This window comes from Bradyrhizobium sp. Rc3b, assembly GCF_900114915.1.
Lineage (GTDB): Bacteria > Pseudomonadota > Alphaproteobacteria > Rhizobiales > Xanthobacteraceae > Bradyrhizobium.
In genome coordinates this window covers 93,984-109,905 of sequence record NZ_FOUS01000020.1, presented here as the reverse complement: position 1 = coordinate 109,905, position 15,922 = coordinate 93,984, and the positions used below count along the sequence as shown (strand labels likewise).

16 protein-coding genes and 1 pseudogene are annotated in these 15,922 nt (G+C 65.6%); 14 read left to right on the top strand and 3 right to left on the bottom strand.

The features are described from left to right. Positions 1-67 precede the first annotated feature (67 nt). The 9 genes from BM190_RS34860 to aat all read left to right on the top strand — a co-directional run bounded on the left by BM190_RS34860 (position 68) and on the right by aat (position 8,463). A complete protein-coding gene (locus tag BM190_RS34860; protein WP_092262046.1) occupies positions 68-835 on the top strand; it encodes a DsbA family protein in 768 nt (255 codons plus the stop codon). A gap of 208 nt (positions 836-1,043) precedes the next feature. Next, positions 1,044-1,844: a DUF1236 domain-containing protein gene (locus BM190_RS34855; RefSeq protein WP_092262045.1), complete on the top strand. Its 801-nt coding sequence runs from the start codon at positions 1,044-1,046 to the stop codon at positions 1,842-1,844. A 258-nt stretch (positions 1,845-2,102) separates the two neighbouring features. Then, on the top strand, positions 2,103-2,570 hold the full coding sequence (aroQ, locus tag BM190_RS34850) for a type II 3-dehydroquinate dehydratase (RefSeq protein ID WP_092262044.1): 468 nt from the start codon (positions 2,103-2,105) through the stop codon (positions 2,568-2,570). Positions 2,571-2,607: 37 nt separating this feature from the next. Next, on the top strand, positions 2,608-3,096 hold the full coding sequence (accB, locus tag BM190_RS34845; protein WP_018323003.1) for an acetyl-CoA carboxylase biotin carboxyl carrier protein: 489 nt from the start codon (positions 2,608-2,610) through the stop codon (positions 3,094-3,096). Between the two features lie 97 nt (positions 3,097-3,193). Continuing rightward, positions 3,194-4,552, top strand: coding sequence for an acetyl-CoA carboxylase biotin carboxylase subunit (gene accC / locus BM190_RS34840; protein ID WP_092262043.1), 1,359 nt, complete (start codon positions 3,194-3,196; stop codon positions 4,550-4,552). 106 nt (positions 4,553-4,658) lie between these two features. Continuing rightward, positions 4,659-6,176, top strand: a complete 1,518-nt coding sequence (locus BM190_RS34835; protein WP_092262042.1) for a sensor histidine kinase — start codon at positions 4,659-4,661, stop codon at positions 6,174-6,176. 5 nt (positions 6,177-6,181) lie between these two features. Then, positions 6,182-6,622 carry a response regulator gene (locus BM190_RS34830; RefSeq protein WP_018323001.1) on the top strand — a complete coding sequence of 147 codons (441 nt, stop codon included), beginning with the start codon at positions 6,182-6,184 and terminating at the stop codon, positions 6,620-6,622. After that, positions 6,619-7,722, top strand: coding sequence for a sensor histidine kinase (locus BM190_RS34825; protein ID WP_092262041.1), 1,104 nt, complete (start codon positions 6,619-6,621; stop codon positions 7,720-7,722). Before BM190_RS34830 ends, BM190_RS34825 begins: the two co-directional genes overlap by 4 nt. A gap of 60 nt (positions 7,723-7,782) precedes the next feature. Next, on the top strand, positions 7,783-8,463 hold the full coding sequence (aat, locus tag BM190_RS34820; protein ID WP_092262040.1) for a leucyl/phenylalanyl-tRNA--protein transferase: 681 nt from the start codon (positions 7,783-7,785) through the stop codon (positions 8,461-8,463). Between the two features lie 11 nt (positions 8,464-8,474). Here the strand turns inward: aat and BM190_RS34815 are convergent, their stop codons facing one another. Beyond that, positions 8,475-9,509, bottom strand: a complete 1,035-nt coding sequence (locus BM190_RS34815) for a DUF2155 domain-containing protein (protein ID WP_177237475.1) — start codon at positions 9,507-9,509, stop codon at positions 8,475-8,477. Positions 9,510-9,718: 209 nt separating this feature from the next. On the opposite strand from BM190_RS34815, the gene lipP1 reads away from it, so the two are divergent. Together lipP1 and BM190_RS34805 are read left to right on the top strand one after the other, a co-directional pair. Beyond that, on the top strand, positions 9,719-10,666 hold the full coding sequence (gene lipP1, locus BM190_RS34810) for a LipP1 family hormone-sensitive lipase (RefSeq protein WP_092262038.1): 948 nt from the start codon (positions 9,719-9,721) through the stop codon (positions 10,664-10,666). A 32-nt stretch (positions 10,667-10,698) separates the two neighbouring features. Then, on the top strand, positions 10,699-11,703 hold the full coding sequence (locus BM190_RS34805) for a Na+-dependent transporter (protein ID WP_092262075.1): 1,005 nt from the start codon (positions 10,699-10,701) through the stop codon (positions 11,701-11,703). Here the strand turns inward: BM190_RS34805 and BM190_RS34800 are convergent. Then, positions 11,700-12,637: pseudogene (locus BM190_RS34800) on the bottom strand (GlxA family transcriptional regulator). The gene BM190_RS34805 and the pseudogene BM190_RS34800 sit on opposite strands and share 4 nt — an antisense overlap. A 95-nt stretch (positions 12,638-12,732) precedes the next feature. On the opposite strand from BM190_RS34800, the gene BM190_RS34795 reads away from it, so the two are divergent. After that, positions 12,733-13,419 carry a DJ-1/PfpI family protein gene (locus BM190_RS34795; RefSeq protein ID WP_092262074.1) on the top strand — a complete coding sequence of 229 codons (687 nt, stop codon included), beginning with the start codon at positions 12,733-12,735 and terminating at the stop codon, positions 13,417-13,419. Between the two features lie 82 nt (positions 13,420-13,501). Continuing rightward, on the top strand, positions 13,502-14,221 hold the full coding sequence (locus tag BM190_RS34790) for a DUF899 family protein (protein ID WP_092262037.1): 720 nt from the start codon (positions 13,502-13,504) through the stop codon (positions 14,219-14,221). 364 nt (positions 14,222-14,585) lie between these two features. On the opposite strand, the gene BM190_RS34785 is transcribed toward BM190_RS34790, so the two are convergent. Beyond that, entirely contained in the window at positions 14,586-14,993 is a 408-nt protein-coding gene (locus BM190_RS34785) for an NADH:ubiquinone oxidoreductase subunit NDUFA12 (RefSeq protein ID WP_092262036.1), read from the bottom strand. A 243-nt stretch (positions 14,994-15,236) separates the two neighbouring features. On the opposite strand from BM190_RS34785, the gene BM190_RS34780 reads away from it, so the two are divergent. Further along, on the top strand, positions 15,237-15,902 hold the full coding sequence (locus BM190_RS34780) for a BA14K family protein (RefSeq protein WP_092262035.1): 666 nt from the start codon (positions 15,237-15,239) through the stop codon (positions 15,900-15,902). The last annotated feature ends 20 nt before the right edge of the window (positions 15,903-15,922 follow it).

The following is a 15,922-nucleotide window of genomic DNA, read 5'->3' as shown; positions in this document are numbered from 1 at the left end:
TCACGACACCGAGCTTAAGTCCGCCGGGACGTATTCCGAAACCTGCTTTGGATAAGAGGATTTACCTATGCCTTCGCTGCGCCTGCTTGCTCCCGCGTTGTTTGCGCTCGCCCTGTTCGGCGCAGCCGTGCCCGCGTCGGCCGACAGTTTCTCCGACACCCAGCGCACCGAGATCGAGAAGATCATCAAGAACTATCTCATCAGCCATCCCGAGGTGCTCGAGGAGGCGATGGCCGAGCTCAGCAAGCGGCAGGCCGCGGCCGAGACGCAGAAGCACGAGGCCAGCATCGCGCAGAATGCGGACGCGATCTTCAACTCGCCGCGCCAGGTCGTGCTCGGCAACAAGGACGGCGATGTCACCTTCGTCGAGTTCTTCGATTACAATTGCGGTTACTGCAAGCGCGCGATGGACGACATGCTCACCATCATGAAGGCCGATCCGAAGCTGAAGGTGGTGCTGAAGGAATTTCCGGTGCTGAGCCAGGGCTCGGTGGAGGCTGCGCAGGTCGCGGTCGCCGTGCGCATGCAGGATCCCTCGGGCAAGAAATATCTCGACTTCCACCAGAAGCTGCTCGGCGGCCGCGGCGCGGCCGACAAGGCGCGCGCGCTTCAAGCCGCCAAGGAAGCCGGCCTCGACACCGCAAAGATCGAGAAGGACATCGCCAGCCCCGAGGTGCGCGCCACCATCGAGGAGAACTTCAAGCTCGCGGAAGCGATGGGCATGAACGGCACGCCGAGCTATGTCATCGGCAAGCAGATCGTGATCGGCGCGGTCGGCGTCGAAAGCCTCAAGGAAAAGATCGGCATTGCCCGCTGCGGCAAGGCAACCTGCTGATCATACGTTTTACGATCCTGAAAACCCGAAAAGGCCGGCTGACAAGCCGGCCTTTTTCTTGCGCCGAACGTTGGCGTCTTCGTGCAAAATCATTCATCTGGCATTCAACAAACAAATGCCGCGGAACAGGCGAAGTTCCGGAACAACTCAAATCTCCTTTCGTTGTCGGCGCGGGCAATGACGCAAAGAAACACGTGAGGAGAATTCGATGTTGAACCGCTTTATGATTTCGGTTGCCACGCTCGCGCTCGTCGCCGGCGCCGGTCTGGCGAACGCACAGAACACCATGGGCCGTGACAGCGGCGGCGGCGCCGGTGGCGCGCAGATGCAGCATTCGCAGCCTTCCGGCGGCGCCGCGGAGCGCGGCGCGAGCGGCCGCGATTCCATGAGCCATGAGAAGGGCACCGTCGGCCAGGCCGGTGGCGCTGGCACCATGAAGTCCGATCGGGCTTCCGAAGACAAATCCGGCGCGATGAAGGACGAGCGCTCCCCGGGCGGCGCGATGAACAAGAACGCGGCCGAGGACAAGGCCGGCGCCACCAAGGGCCAGCGCACCGACGAACGTGCGCAGGACAAGTCCCAGCAGGACAAGTCGAAGAGCATGAGCTCGGACTCGACGACAAAGTCGGACCCCGCCAAGTCTGCCAAGGACATGAAGGCTGAGGACAACAAGGCGGGCGGCGCTGCCAAGACCAACAATGCGGCTACGACCGACAAGTCCCAGACCACGACCGGCACCGCCTCCGCGACGGCTTCCGCGCCGCCGGCCGAAAAGCGGTCTGAAATCTCGACGGCGATCAAGTCGACCAAGATCGAAGAGACGACGAACGTCAACTTCAACATCTCGGTCGGCACCGCGATCCCGGCCTCCGTCCGAGTCCATCCGCTTCCGCCCCGGATCGTGGAGATCTACCCGGAGTGGCGTGGCTATGAGGTGATCTTCGTCCGCGGTCAGTACGTGATCGTCCGTCCGCAGACGCGCGAGATCGTCTACATCATCGAAGGCTAAGCTGCTTCGCTGATCCCCAAATGGGCCCTTGCCGAGAGATCGGCAGGGGCCTTTGGCCTATGCGTCGCCCTCCCCTGCGAGCCTCCCTCCGGCAGCCACGATTAGAACTGGTTAACAAGCGATTTCCGTAGCTTCCGCACAGGTTTTTGCACCGGGGATGAGGTACTTGAAGGCCCCTGGCAGGCCCTTCAAGGCTTCCCCTAGGCCGCTTTGTTACCTATAACCCCGCCACGCCGAGCACCTCTTCCCGGGATTGGAATGGCAGAACCTGCAACCGATACGATCCTCGTCCTGAACGGGCCGAACCTCAACATGTTGGGAACGCGCGAGCCCGAGAAGTACGGCCACGCCACGCTGGCCGACGTCGAGGCACTGTGCCGGGAGACCGCGGCAACGTTCGGCCTCAAGGCCGATTGCCGGCAGTCCAACCGCGAGGGCGAGCTGATCGACTTCATCCACGAGGCGCATGCGCGCAAGATGAAGGGCATCATCGTCAATGCCGGCGGCTATTCGCACACCTCGATCGCGCTGCACGACGCGCTGCTCGCGGTGCAGATCCCGACGGTCGAAGTGCATGTGACCAACATCCACGCCCGCGAGAGCTTTCGTCACCACTCCTACACCGCACGCGCCGCTTTCGCCTCGCTCTGCGGTTTCGGCATCGAGGGCTACCGCCTCGCCATCCAGGGCCTTGCCGCCAAGCTTGCCATCAAGCCCAAAGCCTGAAGCCCCCTCATCAAACAGAACATTCGGATCAAACAACATGGCGCGCCAGCCAGACGACAAAGCAGCCGCAAAGTTTTCCAGCGAGGATTCCGCGCTCGTCCGCGAGCTCGCTTTGCTGCTCGATGAGACCAGTCTCACCGAGATCGAGATCGAACGTGCGGGCCTGCGCCTGCGCGTCGCCCGCAACGTCAGCGTTGCTGCGACCATGCCGATGCAGATGGCAGCCGCTCCCGCCGCCCTGCCGGTCGCCTCCGCCGCGCCTGTCGCCGCCGGACCCGACCTGTCGAAGCATCCTGGCGCGGTCAGCTCACCGATGGTCGGCACCGCCTATTGGGCACCGGAGCCCGGCGCCAAGCCGTTCATCGAGGTCGGCAGCAAGGTCTCGGTCGGACAGACCCTGCTGATCATCGAAGCCATGAAGACCATGAACCAGATCCCCTCGCCGCGCGCCGGCACGGTGACGCAGATCCTGGTCGAGGACGGCCAGCCGGTCGAGTACGGCGAGCCGCTGGTGATTATTGAGTAAGCGAATGGGGAATAGCGAATAGCGAATGGTGTCACCGTTCTCTGCTCGCTATTCGCCACTCGTCATTCGCACCTTCCTGTTTGCCCGCTGAGGCACCATGTTCGACAAGATCCTCATAGCCAATCGCGGCGAGATCGCCCTTCGCATCCTCAGGGCCTGCAAGGAGCTCGGCATCGCGACCGTCGCCGTGCACTCCACCGCCGACGCCGATGCCATGCATGTGCGCCTGTCGGACGAGAGCGTCTGCATCGGACCGCCGGCATCCAAGGACAGCTATCTCAACGTGCCCGCGCTGCTCGCGGCCTGCGAGATCACCGGCGCCGATGCCGTGCATCCCGGTTACGGCTTCTTGTCCGAGAATGCACGCTTTGCGGAGATCCTGGCCGAGCACAATCTGCATTTCATCGGCCCCAAGGCCGAGCACATCCGCCTGATGGGCGACAAGATCGAGGCGAAGAAGACCGCCAGGCGGCTCGGCATCCCCGTGGTGCCCGGCTCCGACGGCGCGGTCGGTCCCGATGACGACGCGCTGGCGATCGCCAGGAAGATCGGCTTTCCGGTGCTGGTGAAGGCGGCGGCCGGCGGCGGCGGCCGCGGCATGAAGGTGGCGCACAGCGAGGCCGACCTGCAGGTGGCGCTGTCGACGGCGGCCAACGAGGCCAAATCGGCCTTCGGCGATGCCTCGGTCTATCTGGAAAAATACCTCCAGAAGCCGCGTCACATCGAGATCCAGATTCTCGGCGACGGCCGCGGCGGCGCGATCCATCTCGGCGAACGCGACTGTTCGCTGCAACGCCGCCACCAGAAGGTCTGGGAAGAGGGCCCCTCGCCTGTCCTTGCCGCCGCCGCGCGGGCCAAGATCGGCGAGACCTGTGCGAAAGCCATGCGCGAGATGAAATATCTCGGCGTCGGCACCATCGAGTTCCTGTTCGAGGACGGCGAGTTCTACTTCATCGAGATGAACACCCGCATCCAGGTCGAGCATCCCGTCACCGAGAGCATCACCGACATCGACCTCGTGCTGGAGCAGATCCGCATCGCCGCCGGCGGCGACTTGCCGGCAAGGCAGGAAGAGGTCCAGGTCATCGGCCATGCGATCGAGTGCCGCATCAACGCCGAGAATCCCCAGACCTTCCGTCCCTCGCCCGGCCGCATACTGCAATACCATCCGCCCGGCGGACTCGGGGTCCGGATCGATTCCGCGGTCTACCAGGGCTACACGATCCCGCCCTATTACGATTCCCTGGTCGGCAAGCTGATCGTGCACGGCAAGACCCGCGCCGAATGCCTGATGCGGCTGCGCCGGGCGCTGGACGAGATGGTCGTGGAAGGCATCGAGACCACGCTGCCGCTGTTCCGCGCGCTGGTGCGTGAAGACGACATCATCAACGGCGATTATCACATCCACTGGCTGGAACAATATCTGGCCGGCAAGACGGAACCCGCTCCGCGATAAATCCACTTTCGTCGTGGAACCCTTTGGCCCCCATCGCGTTCTCGACGCGGGGACAGTTCCAAGGGGGCGTTTTGACTTCCGCTGAACGTGACAGAGCGAGGCCGTCGTGACGGCCGAGGCCCATCGACGGCGCGCATTTTGGCAGATCCTGCTGATTTCGGCGGGTCTTCTGATTCTGACCGTGATCAGCGCCGGCTCGGTCTATCTCGTCAACAAGGCGAGGGAAGACAGCACATGGGTGCTTCACACGATCGAGGCTGAGAGCCAGATCAACGCCCTACTGCTTGAAATCCGCCGCGCCGAGAGCAGCGCCCGCGGCTTTCTGCTGACGCAGGGACCGGATTTCCAGTCGGACCACGAGAAGGCCGTCGCAGCGATCATTCCGGCACTCGACAAGCTCACGCGCCAGATCGGCGACAATCCGGCGCAACGCGACAGCATCGAAAAACTGAGCGCGGCGATCGAGACCCGACTCGACCAGTTCTCGCGCGAAATGAAGTTCGTGAAGGACGGCCAACCGGACAGGGCCACGGCGCTGATCCGCGAGGCCGCGGCCGGCAACACCACAACTACCATCAGCAATTTGGCCAACGCGATGATCCGCGAGGAGGAGCGGCTGTTCCGGGTCCGAACGGCCAACTCCGACCGGAGCCAGACCCTGGCTGCATCGATGACCGGCATCGGCTCCGGCCTCGTCGTGCTGCTGGCCCTGATCTCGACCTGGCTGGTGCGGCGCTCGGCCCGCGCTCGTGACGAGGCCGAAGCGCGCCTGCGCGATGCCAACGTCAATCTGGAGTCCGTCGTCGACGAGCGCACTGCGGATCTGCGCGAAGCCAACGCAGAGATCCAGCGCTTTGCCTATATCGTCAGCCACGATCTGCGCTCGCCGCTCGTCAACATCATGGGCTTCACCAGCGAACTCGAAGAGCTCAGCGGCGATGTCTTCCGCCGCATCGGCAGCCTCACCCACGTCCCCGCCGGCGGGCCGCCGCTGGCGCCAGGCGCGCCCGGCGAGATCGTGCTCGAAGGCGCCGACAAGCAGCTCTCGGAGGATTTTTCCGAGGCGCTCGGCTTCATCAAGACGTCGATCGCCAAGATGGACCGGCTGATTTCGGCCATCCTCAACCTCACCCGCGAGGGCCGACGCGAATTCCAGCCGGTGAAGATCGACACCAGCGAGCTGATCGAGGCCATCGTGTCGACGCTGGCACACCAGGCGGCCGAGGCGCAGGCCGAGATCCACCTCGAGCCGCTGCCTGACATCGTCAGCGACCGGCTCGCACTCGAGCAGATCTTCTCCAATCTGATCGACAATGCGATCAAGTACCTGAAGCGCGGGGTGCCCGGCGAAATTAGAATCCGCGGGCGCACCAAGCTCGGCTACGCTATCTTCGAGATCAGCGACAATGGCCGCGGCATCGATCCGAAGGACCATCAGCGGATATTTGACCTGTTCCGCCGTGCGGGAACCCAGGACAAGCCCGGCCAGGGCATTGGTCTCGCGCATGTGCGTGCACTTGTGCGTCGCCTCGGCGGCACCATGTCGGTATCGTCGGAACTGGACGCGGGCAGCACCTTCACGATCACGCTGCCGATCGCCTGGAATGTGAGCAACCGGAACTGAGATCGATGACCCAGCCTGTCACCATCATCATGATCGAGGACGATGAGGGCCACGCCCGCTTGATCGAGCGCAACATCCGCCGCTCGGGAGTCAACAACGAGATCGTCTCGTTCCCCAACGGCACGGACGCAATGCAGCATTTGTTCGGCGCCGACGGCTCAGGGCTCGTGCAGAAGGGTAATGCGCTGCTGATCCTGCTCGACCTCAACCTGCCCGACATGACCGGGATCGACATCCTGAGGCAGATCAAGGAAAACAAATATCTGAAGGCTTCGCCCGTGGTGGTGCTGACCACCACTGACGATTCCCAGGAAATCAAGCGTTGCTACGAGCTCGGCTGCAACGTCTACATCACCAAGCCCGTCAACTACGAGAATTTCGCCAATGCCATCCGGCAGCTTGGCCTGTTCTTCTCGGTCATCCAGGTCCCTCCCGCCGCCCCATGAACCAGCGCACGCCAACACTGCTCTACATCGACGACGACAGTGCGCTGGCGCGCCTGGTCGATCGCGGCCTGACGCGGCGCGGCTACAGGGTCGTCCATGCCGCGAGCGGCGAGGAAGGCCTGGAGCGCATCCGCCGCGCCGCGGTCGAGGGCGGCATCGACGTGGTGGCGCTCGACCAGTACATGCCCGGCCTCGACGGGCTGGAGACGCTGGAGCAGATCATGGCCATCCCGGGTGCGCCGCCCGTGGTGTTCGTCACGGCCTCGCAGGATTCCAGCATCGCGGTGACCGCGCTGAAGGCCGGCGCGGCCGACTATCTCGTCAAGGACGTCACGGGCGATTTCATCCCCCTGCTCCACGTCGCAACCGAGGGCGCGCTGCGCCAGGCCGAACTGCAGAAGGCGCGCGAGGAAGCCGAGGCCGAGATCCATGCCTCGCGCGACCGCTACGCCGCCCTTGCCGCCGAACGCGAGCTGCTGCTGCGCGAGGTCAACCACCGCGTCGGCAACTCGCTCCAGATCATCGCCTCGTTGCTGCACCTTCAGGCAAGCTCCGCCGCGCAGGACGAGGTCAAGGCGGCACTGACCAACGCGATGGGCCGAGTCGCCGCGGTCGCGCAAGTGCACCGCCGCCTCTATACCTCGCAGGATCTGAAGAGCGTGGTCCTGAACCAGTATCTAGACTCGCTGCTCGAGGATCTCCGCCGCTCCGCCGAAGGCAACCGGATGTCGCGCCTGACGCTGAAGGCCGAGCCGATCGAGATCGATCCCGACCGCGCGGTCGCCGTCGGCATCATCGTCAACGAGCTGGTGATGAACGCGGTGAAATACGCCTATCCCGACGGCGCCGGCCCGATCCACGTCGAGCTGCACGCGCAGGGCGAGGATGTCCTGCTGTCGATCACCGACAACGGCGTCGGCGACAACGTCAAGGCCGATCCGCGCTCAACCGGCATGGGCCAGCGCATCGTCGCGGCCATGGCCTCGAAGCTCGACGCCACGGTCGAGCGCGATCCCGCCCATTCCGGAACCCGGATCGTGCTGAAATTCGCGCGCATGCCGGCAGCCCCCGGCAGGACCAGCACCGCAGCCGCGAGCTGATCTCGCTGCCCTGCTCACCCCCATCGCAACCGCGTCGCGATCCTGCTATGGTTGCGAACCATGACTTCGCGCGACTCCGCCCCGTCTGAAATCACACCGGCCGTGCTGCTGCGCGCCTATGCCTGCGGCATCTTTCCGATGGCCGAAAGCGCCGAAGATCCGACCCTGTTCTGGGTCGAGCCGGAGCTGCGCGGCGTCATCCCCCTCGACGGATTTCGCGTCGCCTCGCGGCTCGCGCGCACCGTGCGCTCGGATGTGTTTCGCGTAACCGTCAACACCGCGTTCAAGGCGACGATCGCCGGCTGCGCCGCGCCGCAGGCCGGACGCGAGGACACCTGGATCAACAAGCGCATCCGTGACCTCTATGGCGGCCTGTTCGAGCTCGGCCATTGCCACAGCGTCGAGGCCTGGCAGGGCGAGGACCTCGTCGGCGGGCTGTACGGCGTCAGCCTCGGACGGGCCTTCTTCGGCGAGAGCATGTTCCACACCGCGCGCGATGCCTCGAAGGTCGCTCTGGTGCATCTGGTCGCGCGGCTCATCCATGGCGGCTTCGAGCTGCTCGACACCCAATATGTCACCGAACATCTGAAGAGCTTTGGTGCGGCCGAGATCTCGCGGCGGCGCTACACCGCGCTGCTCGACAAGGCGCTCGCGGGCGAGCCGGGCGATTTCCTGAAGCTCTCGGCGGGTGAGGTGATCCCAGGCGCACGCGCGCTCGAGATCATCGCCGCGCGGCAATAATCTAGCCAGGCCTAGCGGCCAAACCCCGGGATACCGAACAGACCTGGTCGCTGCTCCGGCGGCGGAGGCGGCGGCGGTGCCGATTGCTGCTGCTGGATCGGCGGCAGAGGCTGCGGCGGACGCTGCTGCACCTGCTTCGGCGCGGCCTTCTTCTGCGCGGGCGGCGGCGGCGGTGCAGGCTTGGTCGCGGGATCCGGCGCTGCGGTCGCAATGGTCTGCTGCGGCTCTTTGCAGTCGGTGAGCCAGATGTCGTAGATCGGATGCTCGACGCCGTGCAGGCCCGGGCTTGCCGCGTACATCCAGCCCGAGAAGATCCGCTTCACCTCGCCCTGCAAGGTGATCTCGTCGACCTCGACGAAGGCGTCGGTGTTGGTGGCCTCGGTCGCCGGTCGCGTGTAGCAGGCGTCGGTCTTGACCCTGAGCGCGCCGAACTGGACGGTCTCGCCGATCTCCTCGTCGAAATTGATGATGCGCCCGGTGATCTTGTCGAGCCCCGAGAAGGTCGCCTTCTTGTTCACGATCTTCTGGGCCGGCGGCTCGGTGACGACCTCGTCGCCCGGCTGCAGGCTCGCCGGGGTCTGCGGCACGGCGCCACCCGGCCCGCCCTTCTGCTGCGGCTGGCGACCCGGCGCACCCGGCTGGCCGGCGCCCGGCGGCACGACCGCCACAGGCGGCGGCTGGTTTGGCGGGGCGACGGTGGAGCCCGGCGGCGGCGCCAGCGGCTGGGTCTCGACCGGCCCTGGCATCACATTGCCCTGCCGGCCCGGCGGCGGAGGCATCGGGCGCGACGGCAGCACGCGGCCCTGCGGCGGCAGCTCCGGCACCTCTTCGTCGTCATCGGGAATCTGCTGCGGCTGGGGCTGGCCGCGCGGAATGTTGCCGGGCGGCCGCAGCGGCGGTGGATCGGAAAAAATCGTGCCGATCTGCGCCTGAGCCGGCGTCGCAACCGTCAGTGCGGTGGCGGCCAAAAGCGCCGCAAGACCTGTCAGGGTAATGGTTCGAAACATCTCGCGCGGCTTCAACAGCGAATCGGGCTTGTTGGACATTCTACAGGGGATACCGCCGCTCGCAGGCCCTCCGGTTAACACGGGGAATACGGCGGGGGAAGGGCGGCATCCCTGCCCTGCCCGCCGCCCGCTGGCCAGGGCGGCTGACGGGTGGGATAGTCGGAGGGCCCCTCCTTGGGGGCGCGCGGCGGGCATCGCCCCGAAAATCACATTCAACGATAACCGGAAACCCCGAGGTGCGCCGTTCCATGCCCGTTATGCTCGATCCCGATGCCGCCGCCGTCTATAGGGCGTTCCAGGAGGCCGGCCGCCCCGCCTACGAGACCCTGACGGCGGACCAAGCGCGCGCCTATTACGCTCAGGCCCGCTTTGCCACCAACCCAGAGCCGCCGGAGCTCGCGCGCGTCACGCCGCTATCGATCCCGGCGCCGCACGGGGTGATCCCCACCCGCCTCTACGTTCCCAAGGAGCCACGCAGGCACGACGGCCTGTCGCCGGCGCTGGTGTTCTTCCATGGCGGCGGCTGGGTGATCGGCGATCTCGACTCCCACGACGTCGTCTGCCGCCAGCTCGCGGTTGAGGGCGCGCTGATCGTGATCTCGGTCGACTACCGTCTCGCACCGGAGCACAAGTTTCCCGCGGCCATTGAGGACGCCATTGCCGCGACCCAATGGATCGCCGCGAACGCGCGCGAGCTCGGCATCGATGCCTCGCGCCTGTCGATCGGCGGCGACAGCGCCGGCGGCAACCTCGCCGCGGTCGTGGCGCTCGCCGCGCGTGACGCTGGGGGCCCCGCGCTCGCGGGCCAGGCGTTGATCTATCCCGCCACCGATTTCACCATGACGCACGGCTCTCACAGCGAGCCCGAGACCAGCGTGCTGCTGACGCATTCGGTGATCCGCTGGTTTCGCGACCACTACCTCAATGGCGCCGCTGACATCCATGACTGGCGCGCTTCACCGGCACGTGCGCAAAACCTGGCGGGCCTGCCGCCCGCCTATGTGCTGACCGCCGGCGCCGATCCGCTGCGCGACGAAGGCGACGAATATGCCGCGCGGCTCAAGCAGGCCGGCGTACCCGTCACGCACAAGCACTATCCCGGCCAATTCCATGGCTTCTTCACGATGGGCAAGTTGTTGCAGCAGGCCAATGTCGCCGTCGGCGAGATCGGCGCATGGTTGAAGGGATTGGGATGACAGTCCCGTAGCCCGACGCACCAACGATGCCGATGCCTGTCCTTCTCCAAACCATCATCACCTTCCCGCTGCGCGTCCTGACATGGCTCGGCAGCCAGGGCACGCGCGGAGTCGCGGCTGTCGTGTTCATCGCGGCTGCGGTGCCACCGCTCGGCGCGCTGCTGCGTCCCTATCTCACCGAGGCAATCCTCTGCCTGCTCTGCATCTCCTTCATGCGGGTCGATCTGGCCGCCCTCTACGGCCATCTGCGCCGACCGGCGCTGGTTGCAACCGCCACGGCCTGGACCACGATCGGCGTGCCGCTGATCGTCGGATTGATCGCCCACGCAACCGGCCTCACGGCTCGCGCCCCCGGACTTTCGCTCGCGCTGATGCTCCAGAGCATGGCCTCGCCGATGATGGCCTCTCCAGCACTGGCCGCACTGATGGGTCTCGATGCCACGCTCGTGCTGATCACGCTGGTGACCTCGACCGCGCTGGTGCCCTTCACGGCCTCGCTATTCGCCGGCCTCTTCCTCGGCGACATGCTGAGCGTCACACCGCTGACGCTGGGCCTGAAACTGCTCGGCATCCTCGCAGCATCGCTGCTGGCCGCCACAGCGATCCGATGGATCTTCGGCGCGGAGGCGATCCAGCGTCACAAGACGCCGATCGACGGCCTCAACATCATCATCCTCTTCATCTTCGCTGCCGCGATCATGGGCGATGTCGTCAGCGACCTTCTCGCACAGCCGCTGTTCACCCTCGGCCTCGCAGCTCTCTCATTCGCGATCTATTTCACGCTGCTCGCGATCACCACGCTGCTATTCCGCCGCATCGGCACCGAGCGCGCGCTCGCACTCGGGCTGATGGTGTCACAGCGCAATCTCGGCTTGATGCTGGCGGCCACGGCCGGCGCATTGCCGCCTACCACCTGGCTCTATTTCGCGATGACGCAGTTTCCGATCCATCTCGCGCCCTACATGCTGATGCCGATCGCGCGGCGCCTGACGGCACGCGCGAACACCTCCAGCTCTGCTGCGACGAGCATCCCCTAACCCGCCCGCGCCGCGCGCCGCAGCGCCTGCGGCGGCTGGCCGAAAGCGCGGATGAAGGCGCGGCGCATTCTTTCGGGATCGCCAAACCCGGTCGCCTCTGCGACCAGCTCGATCGCTTCGCGCGAGGACTGCACGCGCTCGCGCGCGACTTCGAGCCGCAGCCGCTCGATCGCTTTCGACGGCGTCGCGCCGGTCTCGGCGGCGAACGCGCGGGCGAAATGCCGTGCGCTCATGCCGGCGCGATCGGCGAGGTCCTCCACCGTCAGCGGCGCGTCGAGATTTTCGCGCGCCCAGGACAACAGCGCGCCGAAGCGGCCGGTCGGTGCTTCAGCTCCAGCAGCGAGGAGAACTGCGACTGGCCGCCGCTGCGGCGATGGTAGAGCACGAGCTGCCGCGCGGCCTGCTGCGCGATCTCCTCGCCATGGTCCTCGGTGACCATCGCGAGCGCCAGATCGATGCCCGCGGTGATGCCGGCTGACGTCCAGACATTGCCGTCGCGGGTGAAGATCTGGTCCGGCTCGAACTTCACCTTCGGATAGCGCGCGACGAAATCGCGCGTCCGTCCCCAATGCGTGGTGGCACGGCGGCCGTCGAGCAGTCCCGCCTCGGCAAGCACATAGGCGCCCGAGCACACGCTTGCGACCCGCACGCCGCGCCGCGCCAGCCGCTGCACGAAGGCGCGCGTGACCTCGCAGCGCGCGGCATCCGCAACGCCCGCGCCGCCCGCGATCACCAGCGTCGTGATCGCATTCGCCGACTTGAAATCACGCGCCATCATCTCGACGCCCGACGAGCTGCGCACCAGTCCCGCGCCCGCGGCCAGCACGCGCAGCGCAAGCGTCTTGCCAGTGCAGCGCGCCGCGACCTCGAACACCGAGATCGGGCCGGCCGCATCGAGCAGCTGGAAGTCCGGGAAGATCAGGATGCCGATCATAGGGTATGTCCGAAATAGAGGGAATTACGCCATTTCAGACACAACCGCACCATGCCAATCTTCGCCCGTCAAGCTCGTCTTTGGAGGATCTGCCGATGTCGTCACCGCTCCAGATTGGACTTTTGGTGTTCCCGCGCGTCACCCAGCTCGACTTCACCGGTCCCTTGCAGGTGTTCGCCATGGTGCCCGGCGCACAGCTGCATTTGATCTGGAAGCGGATCGAGCCGGTGCCGAGCGATTCCGTGCTGACGCTGACGCCGACCACGACATTCGCCGACTGCCCGCAACTGGACGTGATCTGCGTACCCGGCGGCCGCGGCACTGACGACCTGCTCAATGACGAGGAGGTGCTCGACTTCCTGCGCCGGCAGGCCGAGGGCGCAAAATACGTCACCTCCGTCTGCACGGGATCGCTGGCGCTCGGCGCTGCCGGTCTGCTCAAGGGCTACCGCGCCGCCACCCATTGGAGCGCGATGGAGATGCTGGCCCAATTTGGCGCCACGCCGACCAAGGCGCGTGTCTGCATCGACCGCAACCGCATCACCGGCGGCGGCGTCACCGCAGGAATCGATTTCGCGCTGACGCTGGTGTCGATCCTCGTCAATCGCACCACCGCGGAAGCGATCCAGCTCCAGATGGAATATAACCCCGCCCCGCCGTTCAATTCGGGCTCGCCCGATACGGCGCCGGCCGAAGTGATGACCTTGCTCCGGGAGCGCGGCGCGCAAAACCATGCACGGCGGCTCGAGGCGGTGAAGCGCGCTGCGGACCGGGTGGTGTAGACGTTCCACTTTCGGCGACGGAACCGAGGTTTCGGGGGACGAGTTGAATGCGCACGAAACTCACAGCATCCGGAGCGCAATCATGGAGCATCTCCACTACCCCAACGAAAGCACTGAGTATCGTGCCGCGCGAAATGCATTGCTGGATGAGGAGATTGCCCTCCGGGCTCAGATTGAGGTCGTTTCTGCCAGGCGTCGCGCGCTGCCGCTCGGTGGCGAGGTGCCCCAGGATTACGTCTTCGAACGCATCGGCAAAACGAGCATGCCGGAACAGGTCAGGATGTCGGAGCTGTTCGGCCCGAATGACACGCTGATCCTGTACAGCTTCATGTATGGGCCGGAGCGCGAGCTGCCGTGCCCCGGCTGCACCCATTTGCTTGACGGGCTCGACGGCGCCGCAAGGCATGTCGGCGAGCGTGCCGCGCTTCACATCGTTGCAAAATCGCCGATCGCGCGTCTTGCCGCCTGGGCCCACGAACGCGGTTGGGAGCATCTGTCGCTGCTGTCCACCGCTGGCAACTCCTTTGACGCGGATTACTTCGGCGACACATCGAAGTTCTCCAAGGGTATGCGCGCGCAGCACCACGTTCCCGAGGGGCAGAACTGGGACGAAACGATCTTCAACGTCTTCAGGAGAGCGAACGGCAAGATCAGGCACTTCTGGGGCTCGGAGATGAGTTTCGCGCCGCCCGCGCCGAAGCAGCATCATCGCGCCGGTGATCTGGTCGATCCGCTCTGGGGCCTGCTCGACATGACACCTGAAGGCCGCGGCGACTTCTTCCCGAAGGTGCGCTACGACTGAGGCGCACAAACCGGCCGACGAAGCGCCTCAAAGAAAAAGGCCGCTCGGTTTCCCAAGCGGCCTTTCCTGTCTTACGGCGGCTGCACATTCACATCGGGCGATTTCGGACCTTCCAGACCGGGGGCCTATCTCCCGATCGAGTCCTTGTCGGCGGCCGCTGCATTTCGGGACAGTCGCGAGCTGTTGCCCGAACCGAACGCGATGGTTTCCCATCTCCGTAAGATGGAATCATTGAGCCGCATGGCTTGCGTGGCCGCAATGTCCGCGCAGGCGCCGTCCCCGCTGTTCCCGTTGTCCACAGCAGGGTGAGGCGGATGCGCGTGCATCCAACCGAACGATCGAGATTCGAGGAAGGACCGAAAGCCTAGCCAGGCGTCCAGGGCTGATAATCGCCGGTCGCCTTCGGACGCCTGCCGCTGGCAAGGGTCGAGCCCGAGGGCCGATAGGCCTTTACCGTGCCGGTAAGATTCGGCTGGTGCGGCTTTTCCCATTCGCGCGGCTGATAGTTGGCCTCGGTCGGCGGCACATCGACAACGTGATGAATCCAGCCGTGCCAGGACGGCGGGATCCGGCTGGCTTCCGCATAGCCGTTATAGACCACCCAGCGTCGCTCGAAGCCGAGCGTGGGATCGACCGCCCCGCCGCGGGTGCGATAGTAGAGATTGCCCTGCTCGTCCTGGCCGACCAGCTCTCCGTACCGCTTGGTCCAGAGTTGGGTGCCAAAAGTCTGGCCGTTCCACCAGGTGAAGAACTTGAGGAAGAATTGTTTCATGCGGCAAGGGCCCTGCTTCGTCGGGTCCTGATGCCATCCGGGCGGCGAAATGTCCAGTTCGGCGGGGCGGCGGTGCCCTCGGCAAATGCGCCGGCCTCGCCATGAACGCTGCCGCAAATCGGACGCGATCCGTTCATGCGGGGTACAGCCATTGAGAGCGAGGCTCCGTTCACGCGCAAACCGGCGTGATCCCAGGAACTCCAGCCCTTTCATAGGGTTTGCTTCCGGGAAAGGAGTTTTATCATGAAAAGTCTGAAAGTTTTGAGTGCCGCCGCAGCGCTGGCGCTCGTTCTACCCATGACTTCACCGAGCTTTGCACAGGGGCCCGGCGGCGGTGGCCGTGGCGGCGGTGGTGGCGGCCACGTCGGCGGTGGCGGTGGTGGTGCTCACATCGGCGGTGGCGGTGGCGGCGGCGCTCACTTCGGTGGTGGCGGCGGCGCGCGCATGGGTGGTGGCGGCTTCGGTGGCGGAGCACGGGTTGGCGGCGGCCCTGCGTTGCAGGGAGGTGGCGGCAGCTTCGCGGCCGGCCCAGCGGTCCGTCCGGGCGGCGGCACGTCCTTTACCGGCGGCGTCAGCCGTAACTTTGCAGCCGCCAACAGCGGCACCTGGCAAGGCCGCGGTGGCAACTGGAGCGGCGGAGGCTGGCATCATCATCATCGTCGCGGCGGCTTCTGGCCGGGCTTCGCGGCCGGTGCGGCGATCGGCGGGCTCGGCTCGTATGCCTATTACGGCGGCGGCTATTACGATGACCCCTACTACTATGGCGACAGCTACTATGATGAGCCGACCGTGGCGGTGGTGCCGGATAGCGGCGGCGACTCTGCCTATTGCGCGCGGCGCTACAAGTCATACGACCCGGCTTCGGGCACCTATCTCGGTTATGACGGCCAGCGGCATCCCTGCCCGTAAGACGGTCTGAACAATCGACG